The sequence below is a fragment of the Streptomyces sp. 4N509B genome, assembly GCF_052245655.1.
In the GTDB taxonomy this organism is placed as follows: Bacteria; Actinomycetota; Actinomycetes; order Streptomycetales; family Streptomycetaceae; genus Streptomyces.
The window spans coordinates 31,301-51,694 of the sequence record NZ_JBQQBZ010000036.1; the positions used below are offsets into that span (position 1 = coordinate 31,301).

Sequence of the window (20,394 nt, forward strand, 5' to 3'; positions counted from 1 at the left end):
GGCGGGCGAACGCTGGTGGGCGTCGGGACGGTGAGGAGTGTCCGGACGGTGGGAGGTGTCGGGACGCGGGTGTGGGTGGGGACGGTGGGAGGCTCCGGGTCCGCTCAGTCCTGCCGCGGGCCCGGCGAGGGAGGGTTTCCGACGCTCACGTCCCCCATGCGCCACGCCGCCGCCGACCCGTGGTCGGCCCGTATGTCCACGTGTCCGCCGACGGCCGTCTCGGCGGCCACGGCCGGGGCGGCGGCGCCCGCGCCGTCGGCGTGGGCTCGGAGCGCGGCCACGGCGTCCCGGAGCGCCTCGGCGAAGTCGGCGTCGTGCTCCGCCGCGTCCTCGATGGCCAGCTCCAGGCGCTGGCGCGTGCGGGCCGACGGCTCGCTCTGCCCGGCCTCGGCCTCCTCCTCCGCGCGCTCCAGCGCGGGATCCTCGCCGAGCCTTCCGCGCACGAGCTCGTGCAGCCGCTCCATGGCGGTGTCGATGCCCCGGTCCACCGCCTCGTCCGCCGGGGCCGCGACGCGGCCGAACTTCTGCACGAGCCACGCGAAGAGATACCCGACCGCCAGCTCCACGCCCAACGCCACCACCCCCGAGGAGTCACGCGGACACCGTGTCAGTCCTTCCGACCGTATACCCGGGGTGCGACACCCGTGTCGTGTCGACGTCCCACGACCGCCCCGACGCGACCACCCCGCCCGACACCGTCCGAACACCGACTGGAAAAAATATGCTGACCGGTCTACTGTCTGTCGGCATGGGCGAGAAGGGCGAACGAACCCGCGCGCGGATGATCGACGCGACGCGGGACCTGGTGGAGGGCGGCGGGTACTTCGGCACGGGCCTGGCCCAGGTACTGAAGGCGAGCGGGGCACCCCGCGGATCGCTGTACTTCCACTTCCCGGGCGGCAAGGACGAGTTGGTCGCGGAGAGCCTCACCCGCGCCGGCGCGGAGATCGGGCGCCTGATGGAGGACCTGCTCGCCGACGCGCCCAGCCTCGCCGAGGGCGTGGCGCGACTGCTCGACGCGCTGGGCGAACGGCTGACGGGGTCGGGCTGGCGCAAGGGCTGCCCGGTGGCGACGGTCGCACTGGAGACGGCGGCGGACAACGACGCGCTCCAGCAGGTGTGTTCACGGGTGTACGCCGCGTGGGAGGGCACCTTGCGGGACCGACTGGCGGCCGAGGGCCGCCCCGATCCGGCGGGCACGGCGTTGACGGTGCTGGCGATGGTCGAGGGCGCCCTGCTGCTGGCACGGGCCCACCGGGACCGCGCGCCGCTGGACGCGGTGGCGCGGTCGGTGGCCGCGTTGGTGTGAGCAACGGCGGGCGTGCGCGAGCGCGTCCGCACGTCCTGAAAATATGCAGACCGGTTTAGTTATTCGAGCCCAAGCTGAAGGCGGCTCGAAGCCGGCCAGCAAACAAGCGCCCGGCACCAGGAACCAGAACCGGGCCGAGGACAAGCAGGACGAGGAAGAGCAGCAGAGAAAGCAGTGAGGAAGAGAGAGGGGACGAACGTGGTGGGAAACGGGGTCGGACCGGTCGAAAGCCGGCCCGACAGCGTGGTGTTCGGGGCGGGCGGCTTCCTCGGCGGGGCGCTGACCGGCGAGTTGCTGCGGCAGGGGCGTCGCGTGGCCGCCGCCGTCCGCGCCGGCGGCAGCGGCGGCACGGACGGCGGCGGAAAGGGCGGCGGAAAGGGCGGCGGAAAGGGCGGCGACGCCGGGGACCGGATACGCCGCCGGCTCGCCGCGCAGGGCGTCGACACCACCGGGCTGACCGTCGTCCCCGTGGACGTCACCCGGCCCGGCCTCGGCCTGTACGACGACATGCGCATGGACCACCTCGCCGACGTCCGCGACGTCTACAACACCGCCGCCCGCTACGCGTTCGGCCTCGGCGCCGCCGAGGCGCGAGCCGTCAACGTGCACGGCGCCGTCCGCGTCGTGCGCTGGGCCGCGTGCCTGAGACACCTGCGCCGGCTGGTCCACGTCAGCGGCTACCGGGTGGCGGCCGACCAGGGCCGCGACCCCGACTACCGCCGCCTCGGCGCCTACGAGGCGTCGAAGCTCGAAGCCGACGCGGCGGTGCGCGCCCAGGCCGACGCGCTCGACGTCCCACTCACCGTCGCGAACCCCAGCACCGTCATCGGCCCCGGCCAGTACCTGGGGCTGGCCGGCATCGTGGAGGCCCTGTGGCGCGGGCGGCTCCCCCTGGTGCCGGGCAACGCCGAGACGTTCGTTCCCGTCGTCGCCGCCGACCACCTGGCACGCTTCCTGGCGGCCCTGCCGGAGCACCCGCACACGGCGGGCCGCTCGTACTGGATCCTCGACGACGAGACCCCACCGCTGCCCGAGCTCATGCGGACGCTGGCGCGGCACCTCGGGGTCCGGGCGCCGCGCGGCACCGTGCCCGTCGGGCTGGTCAGGGCGCTGCCCCGCGCCCTCACGGGTGCCGACCCCGAGACGCTGCCGTTCCTGTCGACCGACCGCTATCCGACGGGCACGGCCCGCGCGTTCGCCCAGCGCGCCGGGCTGTCCCCGCCGCCGCTCGGCGCCGCGCTCGGCCGCTGGGTGGACGGGCTGGTCGCCGCGCGGTTCGGAGAGCGGGACGAGGCCGCCGCGCCGCCGTGGCACGGCGGCTTCCGGCCGGTCGCGGGTGCCCGGACCTGGGTCGGAGGGGAGACGGAGCGGCCCGCCTACGTGCTGCTCCACGGCCTTCCCCTGGACGCCGACTCGTGGGCGCCGACGGTCCGCCGCCTGGCGGCGCCCGTCCTCGTCGCCGACCTGCCGGGCCTCGGACGCTCCGCGCCGCTGCCGCGCGAGGCGGCCACCGACGGCGGGTCGAGCACCGACGGCGAGGTGGGGTCGCGCGGACGCTGGCTCGCGGAGCTGATGCGGCCGGTCGCGAGCCGGCCCGTGCTGGTGGCGCACTCGGCGGCCTGCCTGCCGGCGCTGCGCTTCGCCGCCTCGCACCCCGAACGCCTCGCCGCGCTGGTGTTGGTCGCGCCGCCGTTCCTGGCGCCGGGCACGCCGTGGTGGCGGCTGCCGCCCGGGACGGCGGCCGTGCTGCGCCGGATGGCGCCGGGTCGCCTGGCCGCGCGGCTCGGGGTCCCGTACGGGCCCGAGCTGGCGAGCGCCGCCGCGCACCTGGGGCGGCCGGGCGTCGCGCGTCGCACCGTGGCGGCGCTGCGCGCCGTCGCCGCCGACGCGCGCGAGGCGCTGGCGCTGCTGCCGCGCGTGCGCGTGCCCGTGACGTGCGTGGCGGGCGCGGCGGACGTCCGCTCGGCGGCCGGCCGCGACCGCGCCCCGGCCCCGGCCCCGCCCCCGGTCCCGGTCCCGGAGGTGACGCTGATCGAGGGGGCGGGCCACTACCCGCAGCTCACGCACCCCGACGCCCTCGCCCGCGCGCTGACGGCGGTCGGCCCCGCCGAGGGCGCGGGAATGCCCGGACGCGAGCTGTCAGTTGAACGGTGACGTCGCGAGCGGTGAAGGAGCGGGGAGATGGCGGGGAAGCAGTGGGTGGCCGGGTTCCGGTCCGGGGTGATCAGCCCCTTCGAGGAGATCAGGCTGGCGGAGCCGCGCGGGTTCGCCGGCCAGACGGTGCGGCAGGCGCTGCGCCTGGCCGGTGGCGGTGAGCGGCTGCGGGTCCGGCTCACCAACCGGTACGGCCGCGCACCCCTCGCGGTGGGCGCCGCGGGGGTCGCGGTCCGGAAGGCGGGGGACGCGATCGTGCCGGAGACGCGTCACGGGTTGCGGTTCGACGGCGAGGGCCGGGTGACGATACCAGCGGGTGGCGAGGTGGTCAGCGATCCGGTGGCGCTGCCGGTCGAGGCCGGCACGGAGCTGGCGTTGAGCCTGTTCCTGCCCGGCGAGACCGAGCTCGCGACGTACTCCCACCATCCGATCGAGCTGAGTCACGTGGCGGACGGGGACCGGGTGGGCGACGCGGAGCTGCCCGAGGCGGAGGAGGTTCCCTCCCGGTTCTACGTGACCGGCGTGGACGTGCTGGCGCCGGAGGGGACGGCGATCGCGGTGGCGTTCGGCGACTCCTGGTTCGAGGGGGTGGGGACGACGCTCGGCGCCAACCGGCGCTCCGTGGACGCGCTCAACGAGCGGCTGCCGCGCGGCTGGGTGGTCAACGAGGGCATCGCGGGCAACCGGCTCCTCACCGAGGAGGTGGGCGAGGCCGGCCTGGCGCGGCTCACGCGGGACGCGCTGACGGTGCCCGGGGCGACGCACGTGCTGGTGCACCTCGGCATCAACGACCTGGGGCTGCCCGGCACGGTGGGGCTGCCCCCGGCGTCGGCCCAGGACCTGGTCGCCGGCTTCACCGAGCTGGCCGGGCGGGTGCGCGGAGCCGGGCTGCGGGTGCTGGTCGGGACGGTCGGGCCGTTCGGGGGCGCGATCTATCCGGGCGTCAGCACGCCGGAGGGTCTGGCGGCGCGCCGCGAGGTCAACGCGTGGCTGCGGGGCCCCGGCACGGAGGTCTTCGACGCCGTGTTCGACTCGGCGCGGGCGGTGGAGAGCGCGGAGGACCCGGACCTGATCCGTCCCGAGTTCGACAGCGGTGACGGCATGCACCTCAACGACGCCGGCGCCCGCGCCATGGCCGGGGCCGTGGACCTCGCCACGCTCAGGCTCTGACCGGGCGGCGCCGGTCGGGAGCGGGCCCGCTCCCCCTCGCCCTCCCCCACCCCCGGCCCTCGCTCTCGCTCGGCGTTCAGCCCGCCGGCGCCACCACCTCGACGACGCGGGGGGCGAGGGCGCGGAACGCGCGGCCCCGGTGGCTGATGGCGTTCTTCTCCTCGGCGCTGAGTTCGGCGCAGGTGCGGGTCTCGCCGTCCGGCTGGAGGATCGGGTCGTAGCCGAAGCCGCCGCCGCCCGCCGGGGTGTGGCGGAGCGTGCCGCGCAGCCGGCCCTCGGTGACGTGCTCGGTGCCGTCGGGCAGGGCGAGGGCCGCGGCGCAGGCGAAGTGGGCGGCGCGGTGCTGCTCGGGGACGTCGGCGAGCTGGGCCAGCAGCAGCTCCAGGTTGGCGCGGTCGTCGCCGTGCCGACCCGCCCAGCGGGCGGAGAAGATGCCGGGGGCGCCGCCGAGCACGTCCACGCAGAGGCCGGAGTCGTCGGCGACGGCGGGCAGGCCGCTGGCCTGGGCGAGGGCGTGCGCCTTGAGCAGGGCGTTCTCCGCGAAGGTGACGCCGGTCTCGGCGACGTCGGGGGCGCCCGGCACCGCGTCGGCGCCGACGAGTTCGACGCCGTCGAGCCCGGCCTCGACGAGGATGGCGCGGAGTTCGGCGATCTTGTGGGCGTTGCGGGTGGCGAGGACGAGACGCTGCATGCCACCGATTCTCACGCACCGGCCGCCCCACCCGGGCACCCCGGGTCTCCGTCCCCCCTCCCCCGCGCCCACCCGCGACACGCGGCGACGGAATCCCGGGACGCCGTGATCGTCACCGCCCGGGGGCGGGAGTGGCCCGGAAGGAGCACGCGTCGACGCGCACCGCGGGGTGGGGTCCCTGGCTGACCCGCCGCTCGGCGCGGGCGCCGCGCCCCGACACGGCGTGAACACGTCACCTCGCCGGCGCGTCTGCCGCGCACCCGCGGGTAGGCAGGCGTGGGGAGCGGTTCCGGCTCCCGTCGGAGGAGGGAACACGCATGGACGGACAGGCCCGGCACCGTGGGCGGTTGGACCGGCGGAGCGTGCTGGCGCTGGGCGGCGGGGCCGCCGCCGCGGCGGCCGTCGGCGGGTGGTGGGGAGCGGGCCGCGCGGCGGCGGCCGTGCCCGCCTCGGCGCGGTTCGACCTGACCGAACCCTCCTACGACCTCTTCCGCCACAAGGACCTCCACGAGGGCACCGTCCAGCAGAGCTTCAGCTTCGACAACGTCAACCGGCGGCTCTTCGTCGCCCAGCTGCGCAGCGGCTACGACGGCACGCTGGGGCACCTGTGCGTCAACCAGCTCGCCTTCGACGGCACGCGGATCGGCCACATGCACCTGACGGGCTTCGGCCACGGCGTCGGCTTCGCCGCGCAGGGGGTGGGCTCGGCGACGTACCTGTGGACGGAGGTGGACGCGAACGCCAACGGCTACGGCCGGCGGCTGGCCCGCTTCCGGTACGCCGCGGGCACGACGCTCAGCGCCTCCTCCACCTCCCTGACGAAGTACCACCCGGTCGCGGAGGCCAGCGAGCACACCTGCTCCGTCGACCCCGTCCACAACCGCCTGGTCGTCCGGTACCACGTGAGCGGTGTCGGCAAGCACATCGCCGTCTACGACCTGGCGCGGGCCGCCGCCGGGGACTTCTCCCAGCGGCTCGCGGACTTCCGGATGCCGTCCGTCCCCGGCACGGCGCAGGGGTACACCGCCTACGGCCAGTACCTGTACTACCTGACGGGCAACGCGTACTCGGACGACAACCCCCCGCCGGGCAACGCCGAGCTGACCACCGTCGACCTGAACACCGGCCGCGTCGTGCAGGGGCCGTTCCGCACCGAGGCCGGCAGGACCCTGACCTTCCGCGAGCCGGAGGGCCTGGCGATCTACCGGACGGCGGCCGGCGAGCCGCGGCTCTTCCTCGGGTTCGCCTCGGGCGAGTCCGGGGACCGCCGGTCCAACCTCTTCTACAAGAACGCCCTCGTGTAGGCGGGAGCCGGCTGCCCGGTCACCCCTTGACGGCGCCCGCCGAGAGCCCTTCGAGCAGTTGCTTACGCAACAGCAGGAAGACGAGGACGGTCGGGACCGAGGCCAGCACCGCGCCGGGGAGCACGAGGTCGAAGGCGCGGTTCTCGGAGCGGAAGAGGATGTTCAGGCCCACGGGCAGGGTGTACTGGTCGGTGTCGGAGATGAGGACGAGCGGCCACAGGAAGCTGTTGTAGCTCTGGAGGAACTGCCAGACGGCCAGGGCGCCGAGCGAGGGCCGCAGCAGGGGCAGCACGACCCGCAGGAAGATGCCGAACTCGGACGCGCCGTCGAGGCGGGCGGCCTCGATGATCTCGTCGGGTATCGACTGGATGACGTACTGCTGCATCATGAAGATGCCGAAGGCGGGCGCGACCCAGGGCACGGTCAGGGCCACCCAGGGGTTGGAGAACCCCGACTTGACGACGAGGATGAACAGCGGGATCAGGATCACCGCGAACGGCACGGACAGCGAGCTGAACATGATCGTGAACAGCACCCGCTTGCCCGCGAAGCGGTACTTCGCGAAGGCGAACCCGGCCAGCGCGCACACGAAGACGGCGACGACGGTGGCGATCAGCGCCGTGACGACGCTGATCGCGAACCAGTTCCAGAACGGCTGGGCGTCCAGCAGGGTGCGGTAGTTGTCGAGGGTGGCGGTCGCGGGCAGGAGGCGGGCCGGGTCGTCGAAGATGTCGCCGCGCGGCTTGAAGGAGCCGCTGACCGCCCACGCCATCGGCGCGACGAAGACCAGCAGCAGCGCGCCGAGGGTGAGGTACAGCAGGACCCGGCCCGGGGTCGGGCGCCGGCCGGGGACGGCCCTCGTCGTGGTGCTCAAGAGATCCTCCCGATGGACAGCAGCCGGTTCAGGATCTGGCTGACGGCGAAGACGATGACGAAGAGCACGACGCCGGCCGCGGCGGCGTAGCCGTACTGGTCGCGTTCGAAGGCGGCCCGGTGGACGAACATCGCGACGGTCAAGGTCTCCTCGCCCGGCCCGCCGCCGGTGACGAGGTAGGGCTCGTCGAAGAGCTGCGCCGCGCCGATGAAGGAGGTGACGACGACGAACGCGGTCACCGGGCGGATCGAGGGGAGCGTCACGGTGGTGAACTTCCGCACCGCGCCCGCGCCGTCGAGCTCGGCGGACTCGTAGAGCTCGCGCGGCACGGCCTGGAGGGCGGCGAGGAAGAAGATCGTGAGGTACCCGACCCACCGCCACAGCAGGACGAAGCTGACGGAGACCTTCGCCAGGGTCGGATCGCCGAGCCAGTCGACGTTTCCCGTGCCGAACAGGGCCCGCAGCACGCTGTTGACGACGCCGTACTCGCGGTCGAGCAGCAGGCTGTAGACGAGGGCGATCACGATCGGTGACAGCACCATGGGGACGAAGAACGTCACCCGGAACAGGTCGCGGGCCCGCAGGCCGCGCGTGGCCAGCGCCTGCGCGAGGAGGAGCGCGGTCGGGACCACGACGAGGAGGCTGACGAGGACGAAGACGAGGGAGTTGGACAGGGCGGTGTGGAAGCTGGTGTCGCGGGCGAGGTCGGCGAAGTTGTCCAGGCCGACGAAGTCCGGCGAGCCGAGGCCCACCCAGTCCGTCATGCTCAGGTACACCCCGACGCCGACGGGCACGACCATGAACAGGGCGTACAGGACGTAGAACGGCGCGATGAACGCGTAGGGCGCCAGCTGACGGCGGCGGCGCGGCGGGGAGGTTCGGGCGCCGGCCGCGGCGCCGGAGCCGCGCTCGGGGTCTCGCGGAAGGGTCTCGCGTGTGGTCGTCACCGGGTCTGCCCTTCGAAGTCGTCCGTGGCGCGCCGGAGTGCCTCGCGGGGGCTGAGGTCGCCGCGGTAGGCGCGCAGCAGGTAGCCGCTGAGGACGGTGTCGAGGACGGGGCGGTCCGCGCTGAGGTGGAAGACGGGAGCCTCGTCGATGATGTCGCGGTAGGTCTCGAACATGCGCTGCCCGCCGCAGTACTCGTCCTCGATGCGCACCAGCGCGGGGTCGTCGAAGACCGACCTGCGGGTGGGGAGGTACCCCAGCTCGGTGTAGCGGCGGACCAGTTCCTCGGGGGTGAGGTAGGCGGCGGCGACGAGGTCGATCCCGGCGAGCGTGTTCTCCTTCCCCCGCAGCGAGGCGAAGCCGGTGCCGCCGATGAAGGAGGTGCGGGAGCCGCCGCCGGGGAAGCGCGGCAGCGGCCTGATGCGCCACTGCCCGGCCTGCTCGGGGACGTTGGCGACCAAACCGTACACTTTGTACCAGGTCGCCATCCACTGGCCGATGACCCGGCCGCTGGCCAGTGCCGTGCCCATGGCGGGGCCGTAGAAGTCGGAGACGGTGGTGATGGCGCCGCCGCGCACGCCCCGCACCAGGAAGTCGAGGGTCTCCTCGGCCTCCGGGGTGTCGAGGGCGATGGCGGCGTCCTCGTCGAACAGCAGGCCGCCGCGCTGGTAGAGCAGCATCTCGAAGCTCTGGACGACCTGCCCGAGGTCGCTGCCGGTGGCGACGGCGCCGATGGTGACGTCGTGGTGGTGCCGCTCACGGGCGCGCAGGGCCGCGTCGAGCAGCTCCTCCCAGGTCGCGGCGTCGGTGGGCAGACCGGCGCGCTCGAACTCCGGTTCGCGGTAGTAGTAGACGACGAGCGGGGCGTCGGAGTCGAGGGCGTAGAGGTGCCCGTCCTTGCTGAACGGCGCGGTGCGCACCGCGAGCAGGTCGTCGCGGATCTCGGCGACGGCGTCGTCGAAGGGCTGGAGGAGTTCGGCGGCGAGCTCGCCCCGCAGCAGGCGGGGGAAGGCGCCGATCTCCAGGCCCGCGACGTCGGGGGTGCCGCGCCCGGCGACGGCCTGGGCGAGCATCTTCGTGACGACGTCGCGGGCGCTGACGATCGTGGGGTCCAGCCGCCAGCTGAACGGGGTGGTGCCGGCCTGCTGGTCGGCGGCGGTCTGGAAGAAATCGACGTAGGCCGGGTCGTGGGTCCAGAAGGAGATGTCGGTCGGGCCCGAGGTGAGGGGGTCGGCGTTCCGGTCGGAGGTGCCGCAGGCGGCGAGGGCGGCGGCCGCGCCGAGGCCGCCGCCCAGTCTCAGCAGCCTCCGTCGGCTGAGCCGGGGGTGGGGGGAAGGGGGCGGGGCCGGACGTGGTCGGGCGGACGTTCGTGGGGTCGATGATCTGGCTGCCGTCACCACCAGCTCCCTCGTCAGCGCGCCGGACTGACTCCGCTGTCAGCCGGCGGCGCCACCCTAGGAAGGGTGTTCGAGAGCGTCAAGGCCCTGGTTCGGGATCACGGGTCCCGTTCGACCCGTCGACCAACGGCGGCACGACCGGCGGTGACCCCGGCGCGCTCGCCCACGGAAGCCTCGCGTCACGGGCCCTCAGGCCACGAGTCCCCGGTTCACGAGTCCTCGGGCGCCGATGCGCAGACCGTGGTCAGCTCGCTGGTGGCGTCGGCGAGCGGCGTCAGGTCGGGCACCTCGCCCTCCTCCACGGCCCGCGTGAGGTTCTCCGCCGCCTCGACGACCGAGTCGGCCGCCTCCTGCACGTCCGTGTCGCCCACCCGGTCCTGGAGCTCGCCGACGTCCTCCGAGAGCTCGTCGAGCGCGTCCACGTCGTCCCCGAGCGCCTCGGTGGACAGGGCGTTCTCCAGGGAGTCCGCGCTCGTGGTCACCTCCAGCGCGAGCTGCGCGCAGTCCACGGCGCGCTGGAGGTCACAGGCGAGCGTGCCGGTCACGGCCATCACGGCGAGCAGTCCCGCGCTCCCGACGGAGCCGGCGGCGCGACGTGTCCGCCCGGGGCTCGCCGAGCTTCTCGGACTCATCCCAGCGCCTCCTTCTGCGCCTCCCCGAGCTCCGTGCAACCGGCGACGGCGAGGTCGAGCAGCACGTTCAGCTCCCCCCGGTCGAACGGCGTCCCCTCCGCCGTGCCCTGCACCTCGACGAAGCGCCCGTCGCCGGTGCAGACCACGTTCATGTCGGTCTCGGCGCGGACGTCCTCCTCGTAGGCCAGGTCCAGCATCGGCAGCCCGCCGACGATGCCGACGCTGACCGCCGCGACGGTGCCCGTCAGCGGCTGGGCCCTGCTCTTGACCAACTTCTCCTTCTGCGCCCAGGCGACGGCGTCCGCGAGCGCCACGTAGGCGCCGGTGATGGCGGCGGTGCGGGTGCCGCCGTCGGCCTGGAGGACGTCACAGTCGAGGACGACGGTGTTCTCGCCCAGGGCCTTGAAGTCGATGACGGCCCGCAGCGAGCGGCCGATGAGACGGGAGATCTCGTGGGTCCTGCCGCCGATCCTGCCCCGCACGGACTCGCGGTCGCCACGGGTGTTGGTGGCGCGCGGCAGCATCGCGTACTCGCTGGTCACCCAGCCCAGTCCACCGCCGCGCCGCCAGCGCGGGACGCCCTCGGTGACGCTGGCGGTGCACAGCACGCGGGTGTCCCCGAAGGAGATGAGGACCGAGCCCTCGGCGTGCTTGCTCCATCCGCGTTCGATGGTGACGGGACGGAGTTGGTCGGCCTCGCGGCCGTCGATACGAGCCATGCTGGCGAGCCTAGCCCGCCAGCGCGCCCGCAGACACACGGCCGCCGGACGCCGGCCGGCTCAGACCTGGTAGACGGCCGCGGGGCGGGCGAGTTCGACCGGACCGTCGAAGACGGCCTTGGCGTCGCGGAGGTTGACCGCCGCGTCGGTCCACGGCGGGATGTGGGTGAGCACCAGCCGGGCCGCGTCCGCGTCGCGGGCGCACTCGCCGGCCTGCCGGCCGTTGAGGTGCAGACCCGGCACGTCCTCCTTGCCGTCGGTGAACGACGCCTCGCACAGGAAGAGGTCCACGCCGCGGGCGAGCTCGGTCAGCTCGCCGCAGGAGCCGGTGTCGCCGGAGTAGCACAGCGCGCGGTCGCCGTGCTGGACACGGAAGCCGTAGGTCTCCACCGGGTGGTTGACACGGGCGGCGGTCACCGTGAGGGGACCCAGGCTGAAGGAGCCGCCGGAGGTGAGGGAGCGGAAGTCGAAGACCTCGCTCATCGACTCCTCCGAGGGCGTGTCGCCGTAGGCGGCGGTGAGCCGCCGCCTGGTCCCCTCGGGCCCGTACACGGGGATGGGCTCGCAGCGCCCGCCCTCGTGCCGGTAGTAGCGCGCCACGAAGTACCCGCACATGTCGATGCAGTGGTCGGGGTGGAGGTGACTGAGGGCGATCGCGTCGATGTCGTACAGCCCGCAGTACTTCTGCAGCTCGCCGAGGGCGCCGTTGCCCATGTCCAGGAGCAGTCGGTAGCCCTCGGCCTCCACGAGGTAGCTGGAGCAGGCCGAGTCCGCGGACGGGAACGACCCCGAGCAGCCGACGACGGTGAGCTTCATGGAAGGGGGAACCTCCGTGGTGGGGTTCGAACGACTGTAAGTCGCGACCTGCGGGACCGCTCCTGCGACGAGGCGCGGTGTGGGCGGAATCACCAGGTGGAGTCACGGCGGGGTATCGGCGTGATATCGGCGGTGCACACCGCGGCGTGATCACAGCACGCCGCGGGAACGAACACGGATGGCCAGGAGCAGCCCCACCCCGATCCAGACCGCGAACATCGACGATCCACCGTAGGAGAGGAAGGGCAGCGGCAGGCCCGTGACCGGCATGATGCCGAGCGCCATGCCGATGTTCTGGAAGGACTGGAACGCCAGCCACACGACGATGCCGGCGGCCACGATCACCCCGTACAGCTCGGGCGAGGCGGCGGCGATCCGGCAGGCGCGCCACATCACGACGCCGAGCAGCAGCACGATGACGGAGGCTCCGACGAAGCCGAGCTCCTCGCCGGCGACGGTGAAGATGAAGTCGGTGTGCTGCTCGGGCACGAACTGTCCCGTGGTCTGGCTGCCGTTGAACAGCCCCTGCCCGAACAGGCCGCCGGAGCCGATGGCGATGCGGGCCTGGTTGGTGTTGTATCCGGCGCCGGCCGGGTCGAGCTTGGGGTTGGCGAAGGCGGCGAAGCGGTCGATCTGGTACTGGTCGAGGACGCCGAGCTGCCAGACGGCCAGCGCCCCGAGGACGCCGAGGCCGAGCAGACCCAGCAGCCAGGCGCGGCCCACCCCGGCGGCCAGCAGCACGCCGAGGGTGATGGCGACGATCACCATGGTCTGGCCCGCGTCGGGCGCCATCAGGATCAGCGCGGCCGGCACGGCGGCCAGCGCCAGCGCCTGGAGGACGGAGCGGTGGTCGGGGCGGTGGTGGCGTCTGCTCTGGAGGGGGGCGGTGGACAGCAGCGTGGCCATGGCCAGGATGACGGAGATCTTGACCAGCTCGGAGGGCTGGAAGGTGAGGCCGGGGGCGAGCGCGAGCCAGCTGCGGGAGCCGTTGACGGTGGTGCCGAGGGGGCTCAGAACGAGGACGGAGAGGAAGAGGGAGGCGACGTAGAGGGCGGGCACGGCGTTCCGCAGCCGGCGGTGGCCGAGCCACACCATGAGCGTGGCGAGGCCGACGCCGATGCAGGCGTTGAGGGTGTGCCGCAGCAGGAACGCGTTGGGGTTGCCGCCGGTCAGCTCGGGTCGGCCGCGGGTCGCGGAGTAGACCAGGAGGGTGCCGATGACGGTGAGCGCCACGGCGGCGCCCAGCAGGGGCCAGTCCAGCCCTCGAAGGAGGGAGGACCGGTCCGTGAGCGCCGCCCGCAGGGGTCGCCGGCCGGGGGTCCCGCTGGGAGAGGCGTAGCCGCACAGTGTCACGAACGTGACTTTAGGTGATGATATCGTCCGTTTTCACGCGGCAGGCCGGAGGGACCCGTTCCGAGCGCGTTTCAGGCCCAGAGCTGGCCGTGGAGCAGTGCGACGGCCTCCTCCGTGGAGGCGGCGGTGTAGATGCCGGTCGAGAGGTACTTCCAGCCGCCGTCGGCGACGACGAAGACGATGTCGGCGCTCTCCCCCGCCCGGGCCACCCGGCGGCCGACGCCGATGGCGGCGTGGAGCGCGGCGCCCGTGGAGACGCCCGCGAAGATGCCCTCCTCGGCGAGGAGTTCGCGGGTGCGGGCCACCGCGTCGGCCGAGCCGACCGAGAAGCGGGAGGTGAGGACGGACTCGTCGTACAGCTCGGGCACGAAGCCCTCGTCGAGGTTGCGCAGCCCGTAGACCAGGTCGTCGTACCGCGGCTCGGCGGCGACGATCTGCACCTCGGGGCGGTGCTCGCGCAGGTACCGACCGACGCCCATCAGGGTGCCCGTGGTGCCGAGGCCCGCGACGAAGTGGGTGACGGACGGCAGGTCGGCGAGGATCTCCGGGCCCGTGGTGGCGTAGTGCGCGCCGGCGTTGTGCGGGTTCCCGTACTGGTAGAGCATGATCCAGTCCGGGTGCTCGGCGGCGAGCTCCTTGGCGACGCGGACGGCCGTGTTGGAGCCCCCCGCCGCCGGGGAGGAGATGATCTCCGCCCCCCACATCGCCAGGAGCTGACGGCGCTCGGACGAGGTGTTCTCCGGCATCACGCAGACGATGCGGTACCCCTTCAGCCGCGCGGCCATGGCCAGGGAGATGCCGGTGTTCCCCGAGGTGGGCTCCAGGATGGTGCAGCCGGGGGTGAGACGGCCCTCCTTCTCGGCCTGCTCGATCATGAAGAGCGCCGGGCGGTCCTTGACGGAGCCCGTGGGGTTGCGGTCCTCGAGCTTGGCCCAGATGCGCACGTCGTCGGCGGGCGACAGCCGTGGCAGCCGCACGAGCGGGGTGTTCCCGACGGCGGCGAGGGGGGAGTCGAAGCGCATCAGCGCATGCCTCCGGCGACGGCGGGGAGGATCGTGACGCTGTCGCCGTCGCTCAGCCGGGTGGCGATGCCGTCGAGGAAGCGGACGTCCTCGTCGTTGAGGTAGACGTTCACGAAGCGGCGCAGCTGGCCGTCGTCGACGAGCCGCTGGTGGATGCCGGGGTGACGGGACTCCAGGTCCTCGAAGAGATCGGCGAGGGTCTGACCGGTGCCCGTGACGGCCTTCTGGCCGTCGGTGTGGGTGCGGAGGATGGTCGGGATGCGGACCTCGATGGCCATGGATGCTCCAGGTGCTCCAGATGACGACGGTGGCGAGAGGGAGGGGGTGCTGCCCCGCGCGGGCGCGCGGCGGCGCGGCGGGTCACCGCGCCGGGGCGGTACAGGCGGCGCTGCTACGGCGGCACAGATCGACATGGAGACGTGCCACGAGCAGCGGATCTGGGCATGCGTCGCTCACGTCCTGGGAAACCATGGCGGCATCGTATCGATTCCCACCCCCCGGACCCGAGGGTGATCTCAGGATGCGGGACGTTCCGTCTCAAAGCCCTCGGCGGCGTCGTAGGACGGCACGATCCGCACCTCCTCCTCGGTGATCTCGCCCTCCACGATCCGGAAGGAGCGGAAGGAGACCGGGCCCTCGCCGTTGCCGTGCTCGGCGGTGGAGACCAGGACGTAGTGCGCCCCGGGCTCGTTGGCGTAGGAGACGTCGGTGCGTGAGGGGTACGCCTCGGTGGCGGTGTGGGAGTGGTAGATGACCACCGGCTCCTCGTCGCGGTCGTCCATCTCGCGGTAGAGGCGCAGCAGGTCGCCGGAGTCGAACTCGTAGAACGTGGGCGAGCGGGCCGCGTTCAGCATGGGGACGAAGCGTTCGGGACGGTCGGACCCGGCCGGCCCCGCGACGACCCCGCACGCCTCGTCGGGGTGGTCGGCGCGCGCGTGGGCCACGATGCGGTCGCGCAGCTCCTGCGTGATGGTCAGCATGTCCGCAACGATAAGCCGGGCGGTGCGGCCCGGTGCCGGGAGGGGGCCACGCCCACCCGGCACCGGGCCGCACCGGCGCCGCTACGCCGGCACGCCGCTGGCGCCGCCGGGGTCCTTGGGGGAGCCCCCGCCCGGCGCGGCGCCGGCCGCCGCCTGCTCGGACGCGGTGATCTCCTCGTCCGACTCGCCCGCGTCGCGGCGCCGGACGTACTCCAGGACGCGGCGCAGCTCCTCCTTGACCTTCGGGGCGAGGAGGTAGAGGCCGATGATGTTGAAGACGGCCGCCAGGAAGAGGAACGAGTCCGCGAGGTCCACCAGGGTCCCCAGCGAGAGCAGGGCGCCGGCGATCGTGACGAGGCAGAAGACGCTCTTGTAGATGGTCTCGCTCACCCGCGAGGCGCCGAAGAGGTGGCTCCAGGACTTCAGGCCGTAGTAGCCCCAGGTGATGAGCGTGGAGAAGGCGAAGAGGAAGACCGCGACGGTCAGCACCGCCGGGAACCACGGCAGGGCCGTCTCGAAGGCGTCGGAGGTGATCGCGATGCCGGGGTCGCCGCCCTCGGCCGCGACGGCGTCGGCCGTCGTCGGGTCGCCGCCGCCCGCGGCGGTGTCGCGGGCCGCCTCGTAGAGCGGACCGCCGGCGATGACGATGGTCAGGGCCGTCATGGTGCAGATGATGACGGTGTCGACGAACGGCTCGATGAGCGCCACCACGCCCTCGGTGGCCGGGCGCCTGGTCTTCACCGCGGAGTGGGCGATCGGGGCGGAGCCGATGCCGGCCTCGTTGGAGAAGGCAGCCCGCCGAAAGCCCTGGATGAGGGCGCCGATCACGCCGCCGACCACGCCCTCGGGGCTGAACGCGGCGCTGACGATCGTGCCGACGGCGTCGGGCACCTCGGTGACGTTGAAGCCGATCACCAGCAGGCAGGCGCTGACGTAGAGCAGGGCCATCGACGGCACCAGCCGGCTGGTGACCTGGCCGATGGAGCGGATGCCGCCGAGCAGCACCAGGGAGACGAGCACGGCGACGACCACGCCGTAGAGCAGGGAGCCGCCGGAGGTGGTGAAGAAGTCCGTGTGGTCCTCGGTGACGGTGGCCAGCTGCTCCAGGCTCTGGTTGACCTGGAGGAGGTTGCCGCCGAAGAAGCCGAAGAAGAGGATCATGACGGCCGACAGGGCGGCGAGCACCCGGCCGAGGCCGGGCAGGCCGCGCTCGGCCAGCCCCTTGCGGAGGTAGTGCATCGGGCCGCCGGAGACCCGGCCCTCGGCGTCGATCTCGCGGTACTTCACGCCGAGGGTGCACTCGACGAACTTGGTGGCCATGCCGAGCAGGCCGCACACGATCATCCAGAACGTCGCGCCGGGACCACCGATCGAGACGGCGATCGCCACGCCCGCGATGTTGCCGAGGCCCACCGTGCCGGAGACGGCCGAGGTCAGGGCCTGGAAGTGGGAGATCTCCCCCGGCGCGTCCTTCTGCTCGTACCGGCCGCCGAGCAGTCTCACCGCCGTGGGGAGGTGTCGGAACTGGACGCCGCCGAAGTACACCGTGAAGATCAGCCCGGCCAGCACGAGCCAGCCGACGATCAACGGGAAGGCGCTGTCGTTGATCGTGACGTCGAAGAAGACGACGTCGAAGAGGACGTCGCGGACGGGCTCGAAGAAGTCGTTGACTGCCTCGTCGACCTCGTCTGTCCAGGACGTGGACTCGTCTGCCATGCGGAGGACCTCGGTGGTGGGGAACGGGCCAGGACGATTGTCCTACCACGAGGCCGCGCTACGTGCGTAGACCCACGCGTCCGCGTGAACCATCCCCCACGGAACGCTCACCGTTCGGTCACGGAAGCATCGTCTCGACCAGGGACTCCTGGAGGCCGCCGAGCCAGAAGTACGCCATGACCATCGGTTTGTCCGGGTCGGAGTCCGGGAGGGCGAAGAGACGGTCGCCGTCGTCCTCCGCGGTGATCTCCAGACGGGAGGCGATCGCCAGGCGGAGGTCGTTGAGCGCGCCGAGCCACTGCCGGGCCTCCTCGGGCTTCAGGGTCAGCACGCCGGCGGGGGCGAGCGCGTCGAGGGAGCGGACCATCACCAGCAGGTCCTCGCGCTTGCGGCCGCGCAGCTCTCCCTCGGTGAACCGGCGGAACTCCGCGGACATCCGCCGGCTCTCCTCGTCCTGCGGGCGTTCCGGGTCACCGTAGGCGTCGGGGAAGAGCCGGGCGAGCGCCGGGTCCTTCGGCGGCTCGCTCGGGGACTCGGCGAAGAGGGCGTCGAGCGGGTCGACGGGCCCGTCGTCGTCGCTCTCGCCGCCCGGCGCGGGGCCGATCAGCTCCAGCAGCTGGACGGCGAGGCTGCGGAGGATGGAGATCTCGACCTCGTCGAGGGCGATCGCGGCGCCGCCTCCCGGCCCGCCCTGGGGCTCGAAGTACCCGGCCATCAACGGTCCTGCTGGAGTGTCGCCCACAGACCGTAGCCGTGCATCGCCTGCACGTCGCGCTCCATCTCCTCGCGGCTGCCCTGCGAGACCACCGCCCGACCCTTGTGGTGGACGTCCAACATGAGCCTCCTGGCCTTGTCCTTCGGATAGCCGAAATACGCCTGGAAGACGTACGTCACGTAACTCATGAGGTTCACCGGGTCGTTGTGAACGATCGTGATCCACGGGACATCCGGCATCGGGACCTCGGCAGGCGCCTGGTCGGGCTGCGTGCGCTCGATCTCCACGGGCATGGCGGTCACGTAGTCCATGCTGCCACCACCCCGGCCCGGACACACAAACCAGCCCGCCAGCCGAGTTCTCGTCACTTTGACGAGATTAGGGGTAGGGTGGTGGCATGACGCAGCCACCAGCGGGTCTGCCCGTGACCGTGCCCTCGACGGCGCTCTTCACCGACCACTACGAGCTCACCATGCTCCAGGCGGCGCTGCGCGCCGGCACGGCACACCGCCGTTCCGTCTTCGAGGTCTTCACCCGCCGCCTGCCCGAGGGCCGCAGGTACGGCGTGGTCGCCGGGACGGGACGGGTGCTCGACGCCGTCGAGAACTTCCGCTTCGAGCCCGCCCTCCTGGACTTCCTGCGCGAGCGGCGCGTCGTGGACGAGGCCACCCTCGACTGGCTGGCCGACTACCGCTTCCACGGCGACGTCGACGGGTACCGCGAGGGCGAGGTGTACTTCCCCGGCTCGCCGATCCTGCGCGTCGAGGGCAGCTTCGCGGAGTGCGTGCTGCTGGAGACCGTGATCCTGTCGATCCTCAACCACGACTCGGCCGTGGCCGCCGCGGCCTCCCGGATGGCGGTGGCCGCGGCGGGCCGCCCGCTGATCGAGATGGGCGCGCGCCGCACCCACGAGCTGGCGGCCGTCGCCGCCTCGCGCGCCGCGTACCTCGGCGGCTTCTCCTCCACCTCCGACCTGGCCGCGGGCTTCCGCTACGGCATCCCGACGGTGGGCACCAGCGCCCACGCCTTCACGCTGCTGCACGACAGCGAGCGGGAGGCGTTCACCGCCCAGGTGGAGTCGCTCGGCACGGGCACCACCCTTCTGGTGGACACCTACGACATCGCCGAGGCCGTCCGCACCGCCGTGGAGGTGGCCGGCCCCGGGCTCGGCGCGGTGCGGATCGACTCCGGGGACCTGCTGGTCATCGCCCACCGGGTGCGGCAGCAGCTCGACGAGCTCGGCGCGCGCGAGGCCAGGATCGTGGTCACCAGCGACCTCGACGAGCACGCCATCGCCTCCCTGGCCGCGGCTCCGGTCGACGCCTACGGCGTCGGCACGCAGCTGGTCACCGGCAGCGGGCACCCGACCTGCTCGATGGTGTACAAGCTGGTGGCCCGCGCGGACGGCGACGCGCCCGGCGCCCCGCTGAAGCCGGTGGCGAAGAAGGCGCTGGGCGGCAAGCTCTCGGTCGGCGGCGTCAAGTGGGCGGCGCGCCCCACGGACGAGAGGGGCGTCGCCGAGGCCGAGGTGGTGGGGACGGGCGCCGTGCCGCCGGAGCTCGCCGACCGGCAGCTGGTCGTGCCGCTGATGCGCGAGGGGCGGGCGGTGGCGCGCGAGCCGCTGCGGGAGGCGCGCGAACGTCACGTCCGCGCCCGCGAGGGGCTGCCGCTGTCGGCCACGCAGCTCTCCCGGGGCGAACCGGTGCTGCCCACCCGCTATCTCTGAGGAAGAAGAGGCAGGCTGGGATATGCGGGAGGCAGGAGGGAGAGGGAGAGACGTGGGAGAGGAGCAGGAGGTGTCAGCGGGTGCGAACGGCGGTACGAACGTAGGGCGTGGTCATGACCCGTCCGCCCCGCGCGGGCCCCACCGCCGGGCCTCACCGCCCTCGTCGTCCCCGCCACCGTCGTCCCCGCCGTCTCCGTCTCCGCCGTCTCCGCTGTCCCCGCCGTCGCCGCTCCAGACCGTCATGTCAGTCACAGAACCGAAGAGGTGTTCCCCATGCACCGGGCCCTGATCGTCGTCGACGTGCAGAACGACTTCTGCGAGGGCGGCAGCCTCGCGGTCACCGGCGGTGCCGAGGTCGCCGCCGGGATCACCGACCTGATCGGCTCGACCGCGCCCTCGTACCGGCACGTCGTCGCCACCCGTGACCACCACATCTCGCCGGGCGACCACTTCTCGGACCATCCGGACTACGTGACCACCTGGCCGCGCCACGGCGTCGCGGGCACCGAGGGCGTCGGCTTCCACCCGAACTTCGCCCCCGCCGTCACCTCGGGAGCCGTCGACGCCTGCTTCGACAAGGGGGCGTACGCGGCGGCGTACAGCGGCTTCGAGGGCATCGACGAGTCGGGCACCGGCCTCGCCGAGTGGCTGCGGGCCCGGGAGGTGACCGAGGTGGACGTCGTCGGCATCGCCACCGACCACTGCGTGCGCGCCACGGCGCTGGACGCGGTGCGGGAGGGCTTCACCACCCGGGTGCTGCTCGACCTCACCGCCGGGGTCGCCCGGCCGACGGTGGACGAGGCCCTGCGGGAGATGACGGAGGCGGGCGTGGTGCTCAGCGGCACGCCGGTGGTGGGAGACTGACGGCCGTC

The 20,394-nt window shown here is 73.1% G+C and carries 23 protein-coding genes; 7 read left to right on the forward strand and 16 right to left on the reverse strand.

Going from position 1 to position 20,394, the window contains the following annotated elements; all coding sequences use genetic code 11:
• Nucleotides 1-104: 104 nt before the first annotated feature.
• Nucleotides 105-566 (reverse strand): hypothetical protein, encoded by a 462-nt coding sequence (locus ACTWP5_RS26055; RefSeq protein WP_443223564.1) that lies wholly within the window; start codon nucleotides 564-566, stop codon nucleotides 105-107.
• A gap of 182 nt (nucleotides 567-748) precedes the next feature.
• On the opposite strand from ACTWP5_RS26055, the gene ACTWP5_RS26060 reads away from it, so the two are divergent.
• The 4 genes from ACTWP5_RS26060 to ACTWP5_RS26075 are packed head-to-tail and all read left to right on the forward strand — an operon-like array spanning nucleotide 749 to nucleotide 4,633.
• Nucleotides 749-1,309 (forward strand): TetR/AcrR family transcriptional regulator, encoded by a 561-nt coding sequence (locus ACTWP5_RS26060; RefSeq protein ID WP_443223565.1) that lies wholly within the window; start codon nucleotides 749-751, stop codon nucleotides 1,307-1,309.
• 43 nt (nucleotides 1,310-1,352) lie between these two features.
• Nucleotides 1,353-1,487, forward strand: a complete 135-nt coding sequence (locus ACTWP5_RS26065; RefSeq protein ID WP_443223566.1) for a hypothetical protein — start codon at nucleotides 1,353-1,355, stop codon at nucleotides 1,485-1,487.
• 20 nt (nucleotides 1,488-1,507) lie between these two features.
• Nucleotides 1,508-3,463, forward strand: a complete 1,956-nt coding sequence (locus ACTWP5_RS26070) for an alpha/beta fold hydrolase (RefSeq protein WP_443223567.1) — start codon at nucleotides 1,508-1,510, stop codon at nucleotides 3,461-3,463.
• A gap of 27 nt (nucleotides 3,464-3,490) precedes the next feature.
• Entirely contained in the window at nucleotides 3,491-4,633 is a 1,143-nt protein-coding gene (locus tag ACTWP5_RS26075; RefSeq protein ID WP_443223568.1) for a GDSL-type esterase/lipase family protein, read from the forward strand.
• Between the two features lie 76 nt (nucleotides 4,634-4,709).
• On the opposite strand, the gene rdgB is transcribed toward ACTWP5_RS26075, so the two are convergent.
• A complete protein-coding gene (gene rdgB, locus ACTWP5_RS26080) occupies nucleotides 4,710-5,324 on the reverse strand; it encodes an RdgB/HAM1 family non-canonical purine NTP pyrophosphatase (RefSeq protein WP_443223569.1) in 615 nt (204 codons plus the stop codon).
• Between the two features lie 317 nt (nucleotides 5,325-5,641).
• On the opposite strand from rdgB, the gene ACTWP5_RS26085 reads away from it, so the two are divergent.
• A complete protein-coding gene (locus ACTWP5_RS26085) occupies nucleotides 5,642-6,628 on the forward strand; it encodes a phage baseplate protein (RefSeq protein WP_443223570.1) in 987 nt (328 codons plus the stop codon).
• A gap of 19 nt (nucleotides 6,629-6,647) precedes the next feature.
• Here the strand turns inward: ACTWP5_RS26085 and ACTWP5_RS26090 are convergent, their stop codons facing one another.
• The 14 genes from ACTWP5_RS26090 to clpS form a co-directional block, all read right to left on the reverse strand.
• Nucleotides 6,648-7,502: a carbohydrate ABC transporter permease gene (locus ACTWP5_RS26090; protein ID WP_443223571.1), complete on the reverse strand. Its 855-nt coding sequence runs from the start codon at nucleotides 7,500-7,502 to the stop codon at nucleotides 6,648-6,650.
• The gene (locus ACTWP5_RS26095; protein ID WP_443223572.1) at nucleotides 7,499-8,449 is read right to left on the reverse strand and encodes a carbohydrate ABC transporter permease; all 951 of its coding nucleotides are present in this window, start codon (nucleotides 8,447-8,449) and stop codon (nucleotides 7,499-7,501) included. Before ACTWP5_RS26095 ends, ACTWP5_RS26090 begins: the two co-directional genes overlap by 4 nt.
• A complete protein-coding gene (locus tag ACTWP5_RS26100) occupies nucleotides 8,446-9,843 on the reverse strand; it encodes an ABC transporter substrate-binding protein (RefSeq protein ID WP_443223573.1) in 1,398 nt (465 codons plus the stop codon). Before ACTWP5_RS26100 ends, ACTWP5_RS26095 begins: the two co-directional genes overlap by 4 nt.
• A 209-nt stretch (nucleotides 9,844-10,052) precedes the next feature.
• A complete protein-coding gene (locus ACTWP5_RS26105; RefSeq protein WP_443223574.1) occupies nucleotides 10,053-10,475 on the reverse strand; it encodes a hypothetical protein in 423 nt (140 codons plus the stop codon).
• Nucleotides 10,472-11,194, reverse strand: coding sequence for a ribonuclease PH (rph, locus tag ACTWP5_RS26110; protein WP_443223575.1), 723 nt, complete (start codon nucleotides 11,192-11,194; stop codon nucleotides 10,472-10,474). Before rph ends, ACTWP5_RS26105 begins: the two co-directional genes overlap by 4 nt.
• A 60-nt stretch (nucleotides 11,195-11,254) precedes the next feature.
• Nucleotides 11,255-12,010 carry an MBL fold metallo-hydrolase gene (locus ACTWP5_RS26115; RefSeq protein ID WP_443223576.1) on the reverse strand — a complete coding sequence of 252 codons (756 nt, stop codon included), beginning with the start codon at nucleotides 12,008-12,010 and terminating at the stop codon, nucleotides 11,255-11,257.
• 150 nt (nucleotides 12,011-12,160) lie between these two features.
• Nucleotides 12,161-13,357 (reverse strand): rod shape-determining protein RodA, encoded by a 1,197-nt coding sequence (rodA, locus tag ACTWP5_RS26120; protein WP_443223604.1) that lies wholly within the window; start codon nucleotides 13,355-13,357, stop codon nucleotides 12,161-12,163.
• 77 nt (nucleotides 13,358-13,434) lie between these two features.
• Nucleotides 13,435-14,385 (reverse strand): PLP-dependent cysteine synthase family protein, encoded by a 951-nt coding sequence (locus ACTWP5_RS26125; protein ID WP_443223577.1) that lies wholly within the window; start codon nucleotides 14,383-14,385, stop codon nucleotides 13,435-13,437.
• On the reverse strand, nucleotides 14,385-14,663 hold the full coding sequence (locus ACTWP5_RS26130) for a MoaD/ThiS family protein (RefSeq protein WP_443223578.1): 279 nt from the start codon (nucleotides 14,661-14,663) through the stop codon (nucleotides 14,385-14,387). Before ACTWP5_RS26130 ends, ACTWP5_RS26125 begins: the two co-directional genes overlap by 1 nt.
• Nucleotides 14,664-14,745: 82 nt before the next feature.
• Nucleotides 14,746-14,856 carry a putative leader peptide gene (locus tag ACTWP5_RS26135; protein ID WP_443223579.1) on the reverse strand — a complete coding sequence of 37 codons (111 nt, stop codon included), beginning with the start codon at nucleotides 14,854-14,856 and terminating at the stop codon, nucleotides 14,746-14,748.
• 44 nt (nucleotides 14,857-14,900) lie between these two features.
• Nucleotides 14,901-15,365 (reverse strand): Mov34/MPN/PAD-1 family protein, encoded by a 465-nt coding sequence (locus ACTWP5_RS26140; protein ID WP_443223580.1) that lies wholly within the window; start codon nucleotides 15,363-15,365, stop codon nucleotides 14,901-14,903.
• An 81-nt stretch (nucleotides 15,366-15,446) separates the two neighbouring features.
• Nucleotides 15,447-17,081 (reverse strand): alanine/glycine:cation symporter family protein, encoded by a 1,635-nt coding sequence (locus ACTWP5_RS26145; RefSeq protein WP_443223581.1) that lies wholly within the window; start codon nucleotides 17,079-17,081, stop codon nucleotides 15,447-15,449.
• Nucleotides 17,082-17,199: 118 nt separating this feature from the next.
• Nucleotides 17,200-17,796, reverse strand: coding sequence for a DUF2017 domain-containing protein (locus ACTWP5_RS26150; protein WP_443223582.1), 597 nt, complete (start codon nucleotides 17,794-17,796; stop codon nucleotides 17,200-17,202).
• Complete coding sequence (clpS, locus tag ACTWP5_RS26155; protein WP_443223583.1) at nucleotides 17,796-18,107, reverse strand: ATP-dependent Clp protease adapter ClpS; 312 nt, start codon at nucleotides 18,105-18,107, stop codon at nucleotides 17,796-17,798. Before clpS ends, ACTWP5_RS26150 begins: the two co-directional genes overlap by 1 nt.
• An 86-nt stretch (nucleotides 18,108-18,193) precedes the next feature.
• Between clpS and ACTWP5_RS26160 the strand changes: the two genes are divergently transcribed.
• Nucleotides 18,194-19,522 (forward strand): nicotinate phosphoribosyltransferase, encoded by a 1,329-nt coding sequence (locus ACTWP5_RS26160; RefSeq protein ID WP_443223584.1) that lies wholly within the window; start codon nucleotides 18,194-18,196, stop codon nucleotides 19,520-19,522.
• Between the two features lie 273 nt (nucleotides 19,523-19,795).
• Nucleotides 19,796-20,386 (forward strand): nicotinamidase, encoded by a 591-nt coding sequence (locus tag ACTWP5_RS26165; RefSeq protein WP_443223585.1) that lies wholly within the window; start codon nucleotides 19,796-19,798, stop codon nucleotides 20,384-20,386.
• Nucleotides 20,387-20,394: the final 8 nt, after the last annotated feature.

Coding starts and splice junctions, on each gene's coding strand:
- ACTWP5_RS26145 (WP_443223581.1), bottom strand. CDS start 17,081: ATGGCAGACGAGTCCACGTCCTGGACAGACGAGGTCGACGAGGCAGTC.
- ACTWP5_RS26075 (WP_443223568.1), top strand. CDS start 3,491: ATGGCGGGGAAGCAGTGGGTGGCCGGGTTCCGGTCCGGGGTGATCAGC.
- ACTWP5_RS26140 (WP_443223580.1), bottom strand. CDS start 15,365: ATGCTGACCATCACGCAGGAGCTGCGCGACCGCATCGTGGCCCACGCG.
- ACTWP5_RS26105 (WP_443223574.1), bottom strand. CDS start 10,475: ATGAGTCCGAGAAGCTCGGCGAGCCCCGGGCGGACACGTCGCGCCGCC.
- clpS (WP_443223583.1), bottom strand. CDS start 18,107: ATGGACTACGTGACCGCCATGCCCGTGGAGATCGAGCGCACGCAGCCC.
- ACTWP5_RS26065 (WP_443223566.1), top strand. CDS start 1,353: ATGCAGACCGGTTTAGTTATTCGAGCCCAAGCTGAAGGCGGCTCGAAG.
- ACTWP5_RS26150 (WP_443223582.1), bottom strand. CDS start 17,796: ATGGCCGGGTACTTCGAGCCCCAGGGCGGGCCGGGAGGCGGCGCCGCG.
- ACTWP5_RS26130 (WP_443223578.1), bottom strand. CDS start 14,663: ATGGCCATCGAGGTCCGCATCCCGACCATCCTCCGCACCCACACCGAC.
- rph (WP_443223575.1), bottom strand. CDS start 11,194: ATGGCTCGTATCGACGGCCGCGAGGCCGACCAACTCCGTCCCGTCACC.
- ACTWP5_RS26085 (WP_443223570.1), top strand. CDS start 5,642: ATGGACGGACAGGCCCGGCACCGTGGGCGGTTGGACCGGCGGAGCGTG.
- ACTWP5_RS26160 (WP_443223584.1), top strand. CDS start 18,194: ATGACGCAGCCACCAGCGGGTCTGCCCGTGACCGTGCCCTCGACGGCG.
- ACTWP5_RS26125 (WP_443223577.1), bottom strand. CDS start 14,385: ATGCGCTTCGACTCCCCCCTCGCCGCCGTCGGGAACACCCCGCTCGTG.
- ACTWP5_RS26165 (WP_443223585.1), top strand. CDS start 19,796: ATGCACCGGGCCCTGATCGTCGTCGACGTGCAGAACGACTTCTGCGAG.
- rdgB (WP_443223569.1), bottom strand. CDS start 5,324: ATGCAGCGTCTCGTCCTCGCCACCCGCAACGCCCACAAGATCGCCGAA.
- ACTWP5_RS26115 (WP_443223576.1), bottom strand. CDS start 12,010: ATGAAGCTCACCGTCGTCGGCTGCTCGGGGTCGTTCCCGTCCGCGGAC.
- ACTWP5_RS26135 (WP_443223579.1), bottom strand. CDS start 14,856: ATGGTTTCCCAGGACGTGAGCGACGCATGCCCAGATCCGCTGCTCGTG.
- ACTWP5_RS26060 (WP_443223565.1), top strand. CDS start 749: ATGGGCGAGAAGGGCGAACGAACCCGCGCGCGGATGATCGACGCGACG.